The organism is Ruegeria sp. CL7 (assembly GCF_056536445.1).
The window spans coordinates 261,847-277,623 of the sequence record NZ_JBQFPQ010000001.1 but is presented as its reverse complement, the minus strand read 5'-3'; the positions used below and the strand labels follow the sequence as shown (position 1 = coordinate 277,623).

Sequence of the window (15,777 nt, the reverse complement as noted above, 5' to 3'; positions counted from 1 at the left end):
TTTAGTACCGATCCGTGCGAAAGCCACAGGCAATCCACGTTACGTCTTTGTGCAGGTTTGCGCTTGAGGCAATCTGCGGGCATCCTTCTGCGCCGGTTTCGGAGCAGCGGTCAACAAAAAGTTTTGGTACTATATAAATCGCTTATACAGAATCTGCATTTCAGAGCTATTTGCACCGGCCGGAGGCCCCGTGGACGCCGGCTTGTGGATGAAGTCTGGCCATCCCGACTCGCGGCCACTCCGCTTTCACGGGTTGCCGACCTGACCCTGGAAAACCGGCTGCTCAAAAATGCATGATCGGGGATGAGGAGTACGAGGCATGAGGTATGCTCAACTTGAGCGCACCCTCGATGCATCTCTGGGCGTCGGCGATAGCGGCGTGATTGTCACTTGCGCACATCGCGGCAAGCGCAGACTGCGCTTGTCCTGAATCCGAAGTCAGGTTTCGTCCCGTTGTGCGGTTTTATTGCGTCTCAAATACCAACTCCGGGACCACAACTTCCCAGGCATCTCGCCTTAGTGTGTGATGATATGTTTCGTCGCTGTCTTCTTTCCGTCTGCGAACGATCGCAGCGATTTCCCCGCGCAGAAACCTCGTATTGGGCGGAGCCGAGAAACTCTTTGCCATACGCCCAATGCTTCGACCTTCTGCGTCGCGAATTGTGTATGGGTGTTCGCGAAGATCCAAAGAAACCGGGTCGCCAACTTTCGCATCGGAAATGGCATCTAGCGCTTCATTTCTTTGGCCCAAGCGACCTGCGAACGACAGATCAACAATTCCTGTTTCAGCAGATTGGAAGTATCGCCTCGGACCTGGGAAGGCCGAAAGGTCGGGCGTTACAGACCGGCTGACAATCGCAGGTGATCGCGTTGGAAGGTATTCATGGTTGTCGTTGCTCATCACGATGAGATTTCGACGCGCGCGTGTCATAGCTACATAGAACAAACGCCTGGGGGCATCCTGATCCTCGTTCCGCGAAGGGCGTTCCCAACCTCCATCGAGGATGACGACATCATCGAACTCGAGCCCCTTTGCTCGATGTGCCGTGAGGAGCTTTAACCCTCGCTGCTCGCCCCATGACTCTCTGGACCACTCGGCAAGCCATTCTATGACATCAGCAGCAGGCATGCTGCGATCGTTGATCTCGCGGGCGAGTAAGCCCAAGCCCTCTCCGATGCGATTGGTCCAGCGCGAGCTCGGGATCGAGTTTAGAATGTCCGTCAGATCGGATATCGAGACTACCCGGCTGTGGTCCTGACGGAGCGCTTCGACAAACGCTTGCATTTCGCGCATGCGCCAGAGGCCGGGCAGCTGTTCATTCGCGACCTCGACAGGAATGTGCAGCGCCTCAGCAAAGTCCCGGACAGGCGCGAGTTTCTTCCAGTCTCGTGAGATGACGGCCGCCTTTGACCAGGACCAATCGGGAATCAACCGTGACAAGCGAACAAGCTCGTCGATCGCTGCCATCGCTTGTGCGTCGTTGCCGTGAGCGCATTCCAGAATTTGAACTCTTCCTTGGGCAACCGGATCAAGCCCGGCCATTTCTCCGCCTCGCGGATCGCTTCGCCTCGCCGGGTCGACCGTGATGTCGTGGCCTGTCTTCATCCTGTCTGCGGCATGTTCGATTACCGCATTAGCCGCGGAAATGATGTTGTTTGTTGAGCGATAGTTATCGATCAGAAAGACTGGTTTTGCAGAATAGTCTTCCTCGAACTGACGGATATGACGGATAGAGGCGCCTGCAAACGAATAGATATTCTGATCATCGTCTCCAACCGCGAAGAGACTGATTCGAAGGTCCGGATCATCAAGACTCCGGCCAGCAACTGCCGAAATCAGAGCGTATTCTTCCGGGCCGACGTCCTGGTATTCGTCAACAAGAAGCCAGCGATAGCTCTGTATCAGGGTATCCCGCAATGACTCGGCCGCGATCTTGTCCATACCGTCGCCGCGCAGAAGTCGAACGGCATCCATCAGCAGGTTGTCAAAATCTGGACTCTCGGCGGCAGCGGTGCCCGCAAAGCTCGCTCCCACGAGACGCATCGCTAGGGAGTGAATGGTCGAGACAGTCACAAACCGGGCCTCATCTCCAATCAAGATACGTAGACGCTCGCGGATCTCAGCGGCGGCATGCCGATTGTAGGCAAGGACCAAAATGCCTCTGGGATCTTCTCGTTTGATTTTCACCAGATAGGCAATGCGATGCACCAGAACGCGGGTCTTGCCAGAGCCCGGGCCGGCCAGAACAAGAACATTGGTCTGCTCGCGATCGTCGCGGACGATGTGCTCCTGGGTGCTGTTGCCCAACGAGTCGACGATATTGGTCCAAGTCTCACCCGTTGCTTGCCTGCGAAACTCCGTGCCGCGGCCAGGCATCCATCGACGCATGAATGCGTCGCGCTCCAAAACAAAGTAATCTTCCGCCAGCCTCTCGGCGTCGTCGATGCTTTCGAGGCCTTTCTCGGCATAGGCCGCCATGACATGAGTTTGGATGGTCTGCTCTGTGTAGTGCTCTTCAAGCGGCGCAAAGTTTTGCACCGTGAAGTTCCCTCCCTTGGGGTCAAGGTGAAGAGTTATTGCTGGTCGAAAGACCGAAAGACCTTTGCCGAGCGTTACGACTTCCTGTTCATGCAGCCAGAGAAGCGCACGATCCATGAGTTTATTCGGGTCGCTGACGGCTTCTCGAAGAATGGCGTCGCCATTTATCGCGGCCAACAAACCACCCAAAGTCGTTTCGACCGAGATGTCCTTACCCCTGACGCCTTTCGGGACTTTCCCGATTAAATGAGAGAGAAGTCGCTCGGCGCCTAGGCGGCGGATTTCAGCGGTCTTGTCGACAATGGACCAAGAGCGCTGCAGCCGAACAAACAGGCTTCCGCGCGAGGCCTTTCTAACGTGCAGATTCCCCCGGCCTCCTTCCATGTCCCGGCCGTCTTGCGCCATTCCACGTAAAAGACCCTCCACAATGTCTGGGCGCACAGTGTCGTGGCCGGCTTCTCTGAGTACTTGGCTCGTTGCTGCGAGATTGAACGGCGTTGGCTCTCCATCATCAGCATCGGGAGCCTCTTCCCTCAGAATAGAGACTAATCCAGCCTCAAGCTTTGCAGCCGCTTCCAACCGAGCCTGCGACGCGTTCTCCACACCGACATGCACAAAAATCGTAATGTTAGTGTCGTCATTGGCGATGCCCAGCGCTTCCAGATCGGTGAGTGCTCTACGCAAGGCTGGTCCTGTGAGCCCACTTGCGCCACTTAGGTCGTCTGTCGAAATCCCCTCCTCTGGGGGTGCGTTGATGATGTGCTGGACAATCTTGAGAAGCTGTCGCCTTCGCGTTTCGGTGACGTCTGCGCGATCAAGAATAGACTTGGCCTGATCAATGTCCTTTACCAGCAATGAGGCTGGGAACACCTGAACGCGGTTCTCCTCGCGCCGAAGGAGCTTTGACTCTTCGAGCCAAGCCACGGCTGTTTTGACACGCGTATCGTCAGTGGCACTGTCGCGCTGGAAATCGTGGTCTTTCTCTTCTTTGACGATTTCACCCGAAGTCGCGACGACCTCGCCGTTCTTGCGTGTTTTTCCGTCAAGCCTCCGAACGGCTTTGAGGATCGCGCCTATTTCATGGCGCGCCAATCGTGAGCGGGCACTCAGGCTAAACTGGCGATCTACATCCTCACTGCTGAATAAGAGTGTGCAACGGGCAGGCGCACGGTCCCGACCCGCTCGACCCGCTTCTTGTAGGTAGTTCTCCAATGAACCGGGCACGTCTCCGTGCACAACAAGACGAATATCAGGCTTGTCGATGCCCATCCCGAACGCGTTGGTTGCCGCGATGATGCGAAGCTCGCCGACGCGAAACGCTTCCTGGATTTCTCGCTTGTCGTCTGCTGATAGACCTGCGTGATAGCGCTCGGCTGCCAGACCCTGTTGCTTCAGAAATTCGGCCACGCGTTCCGTGGCGCTTCGAGTCGCGCAATAGACGACAGCGCCAGAGGCCCCGGATGCAGGGAGGTATTCCTCTATGCGATCCAGGATGTCAGCCAACTTGGTAGATCGTTGGGTCGGGAGAACCTCGAAGCTTAAGTTCGAGCGAGACGCACCGCCATCAAGTAAGGTCAGTTCAAGTCCGAGGCGCTCGTTGAAGTGTCCTCGGATGTCCTGAACGACATCGGGTTTTGCTGTGGCGGTGAGACAAAGGATGGGGGCGATCTCGTCATCGGATCGCTCTTTGATGAAACGCCCAACATATCGATAGTCAGGTCGAAAGTCGTGGCCCCATTTCGAGACGCAGTGCGCTTCGTCCAAAACCCATAACCCGACTTCACGTTGCGCAAGCACAGACCGCACCGACATGCTGCGCAGTTGTTCGGGCGAAATAAGTAGAATGGCGGCGTCTCCCATACGCACCTTGTCCAATGCGTCCTGCCGCTCGGGAAGTGAAAGCAATCCGTTTATCGTGACTGCTGACGAGATACCCGCTCGAGCTAACCCCTGAACCTGGTCCGCCATGAGCGCGACGAGCGGAGATATCACGACAGTCAACGCACCCGTCTTGTCAAAACGCGAGAGTGCGGGGATTTGATAGCAGATCGATTTGCCGGTTCCCGTTGGGAGAATGCCTAGAAGGCTTTCGCCTTGCATCGCGCTCTCCACGATACGTTCCTGTAAGGGACGTCCGAACTCATCTATGGGCTCGGGACGGAAGTCTTCGAATCCAAACCATCGCTTTAGAGCCTGTTTAGGGTCGTTGTGGGCGCGGCAGTACTCGCAATCGGGATTACCACAGTTGGTATCCCTGAGGGCCTTCACAATATGCGATGCTTCGCGGAACTGCATGCGAACCCAGGGCGGCATGACAGAATCTCCGCCAGCCACGGAAATCCAAGACAGTGCGTAGGCCATAGGCCAACAAAGACTTGTGTCGTCGAGACGGGCCAACGTTTGCTCAACCATCACAGAACACGCCGCACCCTCTAGCAAACGACGAATTGCATTCTCAGCTTCGCTCTGTGTCGGGACCGCGCCCCCGCGGATTTCTGAGTACAACTGATCAAAGCCGCCGCTGTTTGGCGTGCGACAACACAAATAGTGGTAGGCAATCAGGGCATCTGGCGCCCGATCGTTAAGCCGGCGAAACTCGCTGATTTGGTTTTCCAAGACCTCGAACACCAGACGTGCATCGAACTCAGGATCATTGATGTGCCCTGTTTGCAGGCGACCATCTTGGTAATGTTTGACCAGGTGGTGATAAGGATTGCGTGGAAAGGCCAATGGGTTGAGCCACAACGTGTCGATTGGAGCCTCAGCCAACTTCACAAACCTGGTTGAGGCGGCTGCGAGATGTGGCAAGTCATGGCGAAGAATGTTGTGCCCGATGACGTGACCGAAGCCTCTACAGAAATCATCGAGCCGCGGTAGTCCCGTTTCGACGTGACCCTTCACGACTAGGCTAGGGCTATCTGGGTCGCGCACGACAGCCGCGAAGGCGAAGATCTTCGCCTTCTCAGGATCGACTTCGAGATCGATGGAGACACATCGATCAAGAATATCGGATTGCCTTATGTCCGCGGCCGTGTTCATTCCGGTTTTCCAGCTGTCTTGCGTCAACCCTTTGAGGGTACTTCTTTTTTTGGTGATATTATGACGCAAACCAGTGCTGATAGTCTAGGGAATGACCTCGCATAAGGGTCAACCTGGGGTATGGGAGCTACAGGCAGTCAAACTAGGCAGAAGTTTCGCTGACGTGTGACCTCACTGTCCAAGCGGGATCGGCGCTGGACCAGAGTTGTCCCAAAGCCGTTTATGGGGTGGGGTGTACCGAGCTTCCAGCGGTTTCTTGATGGAGTTGCTGAACACTGAGAAAGCACCTCGAACCGAATAGCGAATTAGCCCATGTCAGTTGAACTCTTGAGGATCGGACCCAATCCAGCAACGGCAACCATCCTGTTTGCGCATGGCGCCGGCGCACCAATGGATTCTCCTGCGATGACCGCAATCGCGGAAGCACTAGCTGACCAGGGCCTAAGAGTTGTTCGTTTTGAATTCGCCTACATGGCTGCCCGCCGAACTGAAGGCACCCGGAAACCTCCGCCGCGCGCCGAAAAACTGAACTCGGAGTACTTAGCCGCAATCGAAGCGCTGCAAGTCAAAGGCCCGTTGATAATAGGCGGGAAGTCCATGGGTGGGCGGGTTGCCAGTATGATTGCCGATGAGCAGTTTGAAGCGGATCGCATCGCCGGGCTGCTCTGCCTAGGCTATCCATTCCACCCGATCGGGACACCCGAGAAGCTTCGGACTGAGCATCTGAAACACCTCCGGACCCCAACGCTGATCTGCCAGGGAACGCGTGACCAGTTCGGCTCAAGGGATGAAGTCAGCCAGTACGAACTCTCCCCGGCCATCCGGATGAGGTGGTTTGAAGACGGCGATCATGACCTCAAGCCGCGCAAGCGCGTCTCCGGCCTTACCCATACGGATCACATCAACGCGATGGGCGCGGCGGTTTCAGAATGGGTCAAGGATCTGGCGCACTAGAAAGTAATTACGTGCGCCGGGTGCCTAGGGCTCGGTCGGGCCTCCTGCAGCATGCAGCCAAAATTTAACATAACGGACCTTATCTTTTGAACATACGCTCGAAAACGGCCATTAGCTAAGCTTGGCTTCAACGCCCGCTCTAGGCCAGCGCTGAAAAATTGAACGGCTGACCCGCTGCGGATGTCTAAAGGCAGACTAACCCGTATTGCGAGCCTCATCTTCCTTAGTCATGGTTACTCGAGCGATGTCTTCAGACGTCCCTGCCAGCTCAAGCAGAATATTGGCCCGGCTTGTAGCGACATAAATCAACTCGGGATCTCGCAATTCTTCAAGGCCGATTACAAAGACGCAGGGTCGGGAGAGACCTTTGAATCTGCGGACAGAGTCGAAGATTATATGGTTAGGCAACAGGCCATCCGCGGGGCAAGTTTCGATGCCAGCAATTCTTCTAGGCGGCGCTCTTAAGTCTGCCGAATTTCCCGTGAGCACGGCAATCTGTCCGACACCAACCTGGGAGGATGATAACAAGCGAGCTATTCGTTCATTCACTTTGGAAAATGCGACGTCGCTTGAGCGACACTCCATTATGCCTACCGGTTCGCCTTCAGGGCCAATGGCCGTTGACCGCCGACCCTCGTACCACTTGGAAATAAGTGCATGAATGCGCCGGGTGTTTCTGAGGTTTCGCGTAAGTGGAATGGCCGACTGCGGCAAAGCTGAGATGAAGTTATCGTCCTGCGAGAAAAGACGCTGATTGTCGTCGAAAAACACATAGAAGCGCTGCTCCCCTGCATCTTTCAAGATCATGCGCAATGAGTTTAACCAAGAGTCACGGAAATCCTGACCCTCATCAATTATGATTGTATCGAAGCCGAGATCAGATCGACTACCAACTGCCTCCATCAAAGCTTCTGGCAGAAGTGTATCAAACAATGCCTGCCCAGCGTTCGCAGGCAACTCAATGGAAGCCTCTTCAGCAAACTTGCGACATAGCGAGTGGAAACTGGCGACTACAAGGTTCTCCTGATTTTTGCATGAGTTTTGAAGATGGCTTGCCAGTGGCGCGTTGAAACAGGTCAACAATGTACGCTGTCCGTCCTTTGCAAATCTGATGGCGGCTTCAATTGCCAGAACGGTCTTTCCACTACCTGCTCCGCCGGAAATCGCCAGTTCATTGTTGTCAGTCAGGGAGTCAAGTATCCAGGCCTGCTCGCCGGTTAGGCGTTCTATTTCCTTGGCGTCGTCCGCCAGGCTGCCACCGATATGAGCATGAAGTTCGAAGTGGCTGGCCAGCAGTTCTTCAAGTGCTTTCAACCCATCGAGGCCAAGTGGCTCTTCTCGAGCGTCAGCCCCTTCTGTCATTCGGCGCACGACCCAGCGATCGAGTTTCTCTATGTCGTCACCAAAGGCCACGATTTCGAGCGGTGCATCAGAAGCAAGTGCCCGTGAGGGTCGAGTGCTTCCCGGAAGGATTGCCCCGTGACGTACTCGTAGGAAACGGCTGCCGAGACGCTTCTTAATTCGCTTGAGAAAGTGATGCTTACTGCTCCGAGCCTGAGAAATCGGATTCTTGATTCTGAACGTGAATCCATCCCGATCAGTACTGAGCCATTGACCATCTTCCTTGCGACAGCTTACGCGGCCACCCTTAACTTCAAGAAAAAGAAGTCCATTCTCGCGATGCGCAACGATGAAGTCCGCCTCGCCATCAAACTCGCCACCGCCGGCGTCCGCTTCATGCCATGAGCGTGAGTAATATACATTGTAATCGCCTGCGAGTAGGTCGCGAAGCTTCTCGTAAACGCGAATTTCGGAAGACAGTTTTGGATTTTCGATAACATGTTTAGGAAGCTGAGAAGGATACATGCGGGCCATAATCACTCACTCCCGTCGAGAAGTTTTCTGAAAAATCCGATTCCAGGCTGATCCGGGGTGCCGACAATCATGCCGCGATCAAGGTGGCGATTGAAATGCTCGCAGGAAGTTTCAGGAAGGAATGTGCAGCAATGGCATGCCGCGGAACCCGAGCCTTCCGATAAAGACAGGATCCCGCTGCTGCACAGTGGATCAGAGGAGCACCATTCCAGATCACGCAAGGCAGAAACCAAAAGCGGTCCCAACTCACTTGTTCGCCCCTTTCGCGATAACCCACCAAGTGTGCCATCGGAATCCGGCGCCGACGTGTACAGAAGGAAGCCGCACATTCCACCAGGGCCAGACGAAACGTACAGACGCTCTCTGATGGAAGCGGTAGAATACCCGCTGTCCAGCGACAGCTGCTCAGCAAGAGCATGTGCGGTCGTGTGTGCCAAAAGGAAACGTGGCGAGATCGTCATAGGGAACGGGCGATCGTCTCCATTGTGCTCGCGCCACGCGCTTTCTGCCGCAGAGTGCGCCTCTTTAGCCCGGTCAGAAACATCTTTCCGGGCCTCCCAACGTAAGACCTCTTCCTCGTCAAAGTTTATGAAGATTCCTTCTCCACGTACTTCAATAGCCGGAAGCCAGTTCAGTTTCGTGTCAGAAAGCGGGGCAACAAAGGCACTGTTATCATTGGCCTCCACAGCATTGAGCCGGCTAAAGCCTCGCAGCACCCGGACTTCGCGCAATCGTTCGACTGACACGAGGTGACTCAGATAACCAGTCAACTCGGGTGGCAGACTCTGTGGGCTTATTTGAAACTCGGGGAAGTGCTCATCACCCGCCATCCCCGAACAGAGCATCATATGCTCGTTGGGTCGAAGATCGCCGGTTTGGTCATCCAGCAAAACGAGCAAAGTCAGAATTTTTGCCGCGAGTTCGTCTGCAGTAACCTGTGGATCAGGCCAAACCGGGTGGATCTTCTTCTTCACATACAGAGGAAGCTGATTGCGGTCGTCCAAGGATGTCAAATCATCCCAGAATTCTTCAAGCATATCTCGGAATGAACCGCCGAAAGGAGGTACATCCAACGCCGAAGCAATGACCGGAAAATAAGCATTGGAAGCACCGCGCTGAATTGCGACGGGCTGATGACTGCACCCCTTTGCCTCAGATTTCAGCCATGGCGACTTGCCTTCACAGGGCAGTTTTCCAAGCGCTCCCGGGGACAGCGCCCCGTCCAGATCTTTTTCCTGTTTGCATTCAGTACAGTGAACTTTCAGGCCTTTCAGACCGGCGCCATCGCCAACAAGCTTTAAGGGTTTCTTTCTTGAGCACTTTTCCAGATGTCTCGGCCAGGACATCCAGGGAAAATCCTGGAGATGCCCGGCAGGGCAAGTAACGACAAATCTTACCGGCACCGCGTAGACTTTTCTGATCCGTCTCCCTCTGCCAGTGCTGCAGTTTGTGCAGTAGAGTTCAGGCTTTTCGATCTCAGAGCCCCAGAAGCGGCTTCGCTGCAAAAGATTGCAACTCGGGCATACATGCCAGTCGGGGAAACGATACGCTGGCAAAAGCCGTGGCCTTTTGGACTGGCCGAACCGCTCCTCACCCACAGGTGGCAACCGGAAGCCCCGAACTTGAAGACGCGCCTGGAGTGGCTCGTGATTGATACGCTGATCATTCAGCAAGCCTGGTTTGGTCGAGAGCTTATCCCAGGACTCGAGACCAGCTGCAACCACCGAAATTGGCGCTCCGTCTTCACCCCGAAAGTCAATTATGGCCCCAGGGCCATTGCCAGAGAGAACCTGGCTCCGTCGAATCTTCCCAATAGGTTTCATCGATTTGCCTCTCTGTCTTGAGATCCGCTAAGGAGAACGAATGGTGTCGACGCCTCAACTGTCCGAAGTGAATTTGGCGTCGGTTTTTGCTTGCTGAAGCGCGCTCTGTTTCCGCGCTCAGCGGCAGCTTCCGCGGAGGTTAACAGCGCATCGTTATAGTCGCTCCAGTACTCGCTAAGACCTTGATGGTCGAACCAGTCGTCCAGGAATGTGTCTAGTTGCCGTCGCGCGGCTTCAGCCTCGGACGGATCGATTCGATCGATCCGATCAATGATTTTATCAAGCAAGTCCTCTGCGTCTTTCTGATGTTGCTCAATAGCTCCTGGGTCTGTCATCCCTTGTACAAGGTGGCGAACGAGCGCCACATACGGAGCATGAAGTGCCCTGTCTCGAGCGCGCGGGGCGAAGGGTGTGACACTTGTTGCTTCGACGTCTCGATAAAGGCTGCGGTGCCAGCTGGCGAAAGTCTCATACCGGCTGCGGTCTCGAGACTTTGCGGCGTTGAACAGGGTAATCACAAGGCCGGGGGCACGGCTGCTGCGACCAACGCGGCTCGTAGCCTGAATGTACTCTGCGATGGTCTTCGGTTGTCCGTTAACCAACATCAAGCCAAGACGCGAGACGTCCATTCCAACCGAGATCATGTTGCTGGCCAACACGATATCGATATGATCCGTATCATTCCATGGCCGCTCCAGATCTTTCAGGAAGCGAGGAATTTCACTGGAGCGAACACGGCTCGTCAACTCGATTTGCGTCTGAGCATCGCGCTCAGGCTCATTCCCATGGCGCGCAGCATAATCATGAATACTTCGTGCCGCGTCGTCTCGCATCAGAACCAGAGCACCTCCGAGTTCTCGCAGCGAATTGAAATAGTTCACCAACGTCCAGTAGCCGTCGCGGGACTTGTCATCCAATCTTTGATCAGTCGCCGCCTGCAAAAGCGAAGCAGCAACCGCCTGCTGAGTAAATTTGGCCGAGCGTCCGACCGTAGAGATGCCAACATACCGGCGGCCCGGAACAGTGCGATCCTCAACAGCAAACCCGGAATTGGTATGATCGAGTCCCGGCGGGGGAAACTGAAAGGAGTTTCGATCAAACAGCGCTCTGATCTGCGCTTCGGCACGGCGGATTGTTGCAGTCGACCCAATGATTTTTGGCCTACAGCCTGAAGTGCCCCGGCACAGTTCGTCGATTGCGGTTTCATAGAGGCCCGCGAGACTTCCAAGGGGCCCTGAGATGAGATGCAACTCATCCTGAATGATAAGTTCCGGCGGGTCTGATGGAGTTCCGATACCGAACAAACGACCCGATGTCTGATTTCGCGTAATCTGTGCGTATTTATCCACCGTTCCAATGATGAGCGTTGGCTGCTCGCGATACACGTCCTCGTCAACCGTCCAGACAGGTACTGGGCTTATCGACTGGGCCAATTCGCAAGACGCCGAATTACAACGTGCTTCGACCCGATCACCATTGGCGGAAAGCTTCCACTCCATAGGCTTGTGACAGCAAGGACATGTTCGCAACTGTGCGGGAGAGCTGTCGCCGTTGTTCGCAAGGGCTCTCTCGGCATCCGCCACACTGTTTGGCGTAGCCCCTTCTCCGACCCAGAGACCGAGAGAAATCGGTGCATCAGTTTCGAAGTGCTTTGGTATCTGACTTATGCCTGCATCGGCCTTGCCGATCCGGATCAATTCGCAGGCCAAAATAAGCGCAGCGGCTCTTTCAAATTGCTGAATTGTGAGGAGCCGAAGTGTGTACCTCATAAAAGTGGTTACCCCCGCACCACTGGGATCACCAGCGGCTCTGAGGCGCCGCAGGAATATAGTAAAGGCTGTGAGAAGCAAATACGCTTCTGTTTTCCCGCCTCCGGTCGGGAACCAGAGGAGGTCCATTGTCTCGCGCTCTGGCGAAGCGCCATTTGCAAGGGATTCCAAACTTAGAAGCGCGAAACCGAGCTGGAAAGGCCTCCATGACAATTCAGGCGGGTCGGGCTCGACCCTCCAGGAGTATTGAAGCGCAAGCGCAGCATTGGCCAAGCGAAAGGCATCGAGAACATCAGGCGCTTCGGCCAGAAGTGAGATACCTCTTCGCATACGGTCCTCTGCCGCACGGCAACGCCTCATGTGAAGATCGCCTTGCTCAACCAGTTGCGCTGGAAGCCCGGTAACGCCACCCGCCGTCCTTGCAATCCATGCCGAATATGCATCCACGAACGCATTCAGGGACCCGCAAAGCTCAATTCTGTCCTGAGTTGCGAGCCAGCGGGCACTAAGCGCGGCACGAACTTTGTCCCCTTTGAATTCGACATCACCCGCCGCGCTGACAACGTGAACCGTCGCCTCCGGAAACCAGCTGGTTCTTATCTCCTGGATTGTGCCGTCGACCGGCTCATTCCATGTTGCGGAACACGTGTGCCCCACAGCCCACTGCTTTACATTCCTGTAAAGCAGACTCGCCGATTTTGCATCGTCGTCTTGGTTTTCTCCCACCAGACGATCTGGCTTTGGAACAAGGCGGCATTCCCGATCACATTGAACAGCCAGCGAAACCTGAAACAACGCGGCCTCTTCGTTGGCCTCTCGGCTCTTTGCCCGCGCTGGCTTGGTATCGTTGGTCAGTGCCAGAGTTACCAAAAGGACATCTGACCAGGGTGCAGCACGGACATGAAGGCTTGCGCCAGAAAGCCCATGTTCCGCCAGACTGATTATCGGCACTTCTCCAGATTGCAATTTGTCGAGTGGAAGAACGAGCTCGGCTACATGCGGCTCGCGTCGCCAGTCTTTTCTTCGTCGAGTGCGGGTATCCTCATCCTCGTTCGCAGGCTCCTCGGCTCGGTAACGGGCTCCTTCAACCCGGACACGCAATGAAGCCTCATTCCCCAGCGACTGAACCGCGAACGACAGGCCCATGGAGCTCGGCCTGAACGTTGATGAGGCCTTTACCCCGTCAAGTGATGTGCCGGCATAGTCCGCGTCGTCGGCATCAGATGCCTCATCATCCTCTTCTGGAGAAATCGTTGTTCTGTGAGCAAAGAGAATGCCGGTAAGATATCGGTCCGTCGGCCTGTCGGTGATTACCTCGTCGTTTGCTTCCGGCCCGATGAGGTCCACTTTCAGTCGTTCAAGCATTGTATCGCGGGCATCGTTCATCCGAATTCTCCAAGATCTTTTTCGCTTCAGCGAGGCACCTGTGCAAAGCCGCCTAAAAGGGGCATCAACCCAATAGATGGTGCGTTACCCGTGCGGTCTGGAACGACAACGGTTGTTGCTCCTACAACAGAAAAACCAGAAATCCGCTCAGGCATTGGACTATCCGAAGTAGTCTGACTTACGGACCGCAGCGCTTCGATAAAACCGGAAGACAGGCAACCAATTGCGTCAGCATCGTTTTCTTTAGCTCGAACCAGCAGCCTGCCTTGGGAATCAAGGAACGTCTCAGCAGAAACCCCGCCCGCCGCCGCCCGCCAGATCGCTTCGATCACAAGCCGAGCATCACTTACCTGCACTGCTCGAGTAAAATCCTGCCAGTTTTCTAGGTCGCCCTCGAGACCGATTTCGATCAATCTGTTGTCCTTGCGAGGCGCCCAGTACCTTTCGGGCTTGCCTGTGGAATAATACTTATCCGGATGGATCCATGACGTCCTCAGTTCAGCAGAGGAACGTGTCGAGCCGACGTAGAGTGTACGCGCCTCCTCTCCCCAATCGACCGTGTCGCCGTATGGAGCACGCGTCAGAAGCAACATCACTCGTTGATTTTCACGACCCTTTACCGCGTGGATCGTTGAAAGCAATGGCCCACGTTTGCCTTCATAGTCGCAAAGTAGCTCCAGAGGTGCATCCTCAAGCGCTTCCGCGACATGGCCAATCAGGATGCTATCTCGACCGCTTCCGTCAAGCTCCAGAAGGATTTCCCAACATGACTCATAATCTTGGTCAATTGCTGGATGAACGGCACTGTGTAGGAACTCAAATGCATCTTTTGACAGTCTCTCGGACCCCGAAAGTCCGCCAAGTGTCACACCGATCCAAGGCGCGATCCGAATAGGGCGGTCGGGAAGGCGCATACGAAACTGTCGGCCTTCCACTCGCAGGGCCTCTGCCGCTGTAAAGAGCGCGTTGCGGCTCCGCGTAAGGATCAGGCCGCTTGTCGTGGACGGATGGGTGGTGAAGCTCTTTACATCTGCCTCGAGAGCCGCGTTCTGTATTCTCCGGCGCACCTCGAAGTACGTATCACGAGAACCTCGAGGGTCATTCCGCAGGGTCTCCCGAGCGTCTGAAAAGAGCTGCTTCAGGGAGCTGTTACTGGTCCGGTGATCATGCTCCAGACGACAGGTCTCGAACGCATTTGTATCTGCCTTCTCCGATAGGAAAGTGGACTCAGTCCTGTCGCGGCCTTGGTAGCCATAGATTGCCTGAGCAAAATCACCAAGAATCGTGACACCGCATTCCGGATGCAGCAGTTCGACCAGCGCATCGCAAAGCGCCTTTCTATCACCCACGAGGTCCTGAGCCTCATCGATAATGACGTGTTCAAGCTGGCCGATTGCATCTGCAACCAGCGGATCACCGGAACGCAGCAGCTGGGCCGCGGCTCTTATGTTGGCATCGTAGGTAGCCCCGCCCGTGGCGCCTGTGACAGAAAGAAGACGTGAGGCGAAGGAGTCGAAGGTCCGTATTTGAACGGCGGTTACATTCGGCTCCTGAGCGAGCCGCACCAAAACCCGCTCTCTGAGTTCTGCCACCGCCATGCGCGTGAAACTCAGAAGTAGGATACGTGAGGGAGAAAGGTCTTCCTCCTGTACAAGCGCAATTACGCGTTCACACGCAACATGGGTTTTCCCCGACCCCGGTCCTGCCTCGACTACGAGGCGAGCGTGGCCTGGTGCTTTGATCACTCTGTCCTGGCTGGGATCGTGTGGCCGAGTGCCTTCGGCATCCTCAGGCAACAACGCTATCCCGAACCATTCGTTCAGGAACCTGGCATTCGGCTCGCTCAGCGACCACTCCTGCGTCACAGGGTCGAAGGAACCGCACAGTTGAAGCGCGAGCTTCAAAGTCTCAGGCATAGGGTCCGGTTTCGCCCACCGGCCTTCCGATGGAAGCAACTCGGTGACACCCTGCAAGTCGCTATGGCCTAACTCCCGCAGCAGGTCGATCAGGGTTTCTGTTCCGCCCTCTTTTACGACCGGGAAAAGAAGATCAGGGTCCTTGCCGGCGCCGATACCATAGCTCCCGAGTGTGATAGTACGGCCATCCGGCAGAGATATGCGCCGCTCGGGCAACGATACCAGGACAGCTTCACCACGAACTGTCCCAAAGCCGATGTCATGAACGCCGCACAATGTATCGATCACGCTCTCAACTGTGGACATTGCTTCCGAGGAGGGACCATCGCTCATCAACTGAGACACCCACTCCACAGCAGCGATCCGGCTGATGCCTTTCCGGGCATAAACAATGCTGCGTAAAAGGTCGGCAATCATACGTCTGGCCGTCGGCCCGAGCTCTGCCGACACAACCAAATCTGGAAACTCCTGGGAGA

6 protein-coding genes are annotated in these 15,777 nt (G+C 55.4%); 1 reads left to right on the top strand and 5 read right to left on the bottom strand.

Annotation, left to right across the window (positions count from 1 at the left end):
* Positions 1 to 463 precede the first annotated feature (463 nt).
* Positions 464 to 5,578, bottom strand: a complete 5,115-nt coding sequence (locus ACR0LI_RS01350; protein WP_480717885.1) for a RecQ family ATP-dependent DNA helicase — start codon at positions 5,576 to 5,578, stop codon at positions 464 to 466.
* A gap of 312 nt (positions 5,579 to 5,890) precedes the next feature.
* Here ACR0LI_RS01350 and ACR0LI_RS01345 point away from each other — a divergent pair, with 312 nt between their 5' ends.
* Positions 5,891 to 6,532, top strand: a complete 642-nt coding sequence (locus tag ACR0LI_RS01345; protein WP_480717884.1) for an alpha/beta family hydrolase — start codon at positions 5,891 to 5,893, stop codon at positions 6,530 to 6,532.
* Between the two features lie 195 nt (positions 6,533 to 6,727).
* Here the strand turns inward: ACR0LI_RS01345 and ACR0LI_RS01340 are convergent, their stop codons facing one another.
* Genes ACR0LI_RS01340 through ACR0LI_RS01325 form a run of 4 tightly spaced genes read right to left on the bottom strand, consistent with a single transcriptional unit; the run spans position 6,728 to position 15,718 of the window.
* On the bottom strand, positions 6,728 to 8,407 hold the full coding sequence (locus ACR0LI_RS01340) for a nuclease-related domain-containing DEAD/DEAH box helicase (protein ID WP_480717883.1): 1,680 nt from the start codon (positions 8,405 to 8,407) through the stop codon (positions 6,728 to 6,730).
* A 2-nt stretch (positions 8,408 to 8,409) separates the two neighbouring features.
* Positions 8,410 to 10,230, bottom strand: a complete 1,821-nt coding sequence (gene drmB / locus ACR0LI_RS01335; RefSeq protein WP_480717882.1) for a DrmB family protein — start codon at positions 10,228 to 10,230, stop codon at positions 8,410 to 8,412.
* Positions 10,227 to 13,385, bottom strand: coding sequence for a helicase-related protein (locus tag ACR0LI_RS01330; RefSeq protein ID WP_480717881.1), 3,159 nt, complete (start codon positions 13,383 to 13,385; stop codon positions 10,227 to 10,229). Before ACR0LI_RS01330 ends, drmB begins: the two co-directional genes overlap by 4 nt.
* Positions 13,386 to 13,411: 26 nt before the next feature.
* The gene (locus tag ACR0LI_RS01325; RefSeq protein WP_480717880.1) at positions 13,412 to 15,718 is read right to left on the bottom strand and encodes a UvrD-helicase domain-containing protein; all 2,307 of its coding nucleotides are present in this window, start codon (positions 15,716 to 15,718) and stop codon (positions 13,412 to 13,414) included.
* Positions 15,719 to 15,777: the final 59 nt, after the last annotated feature.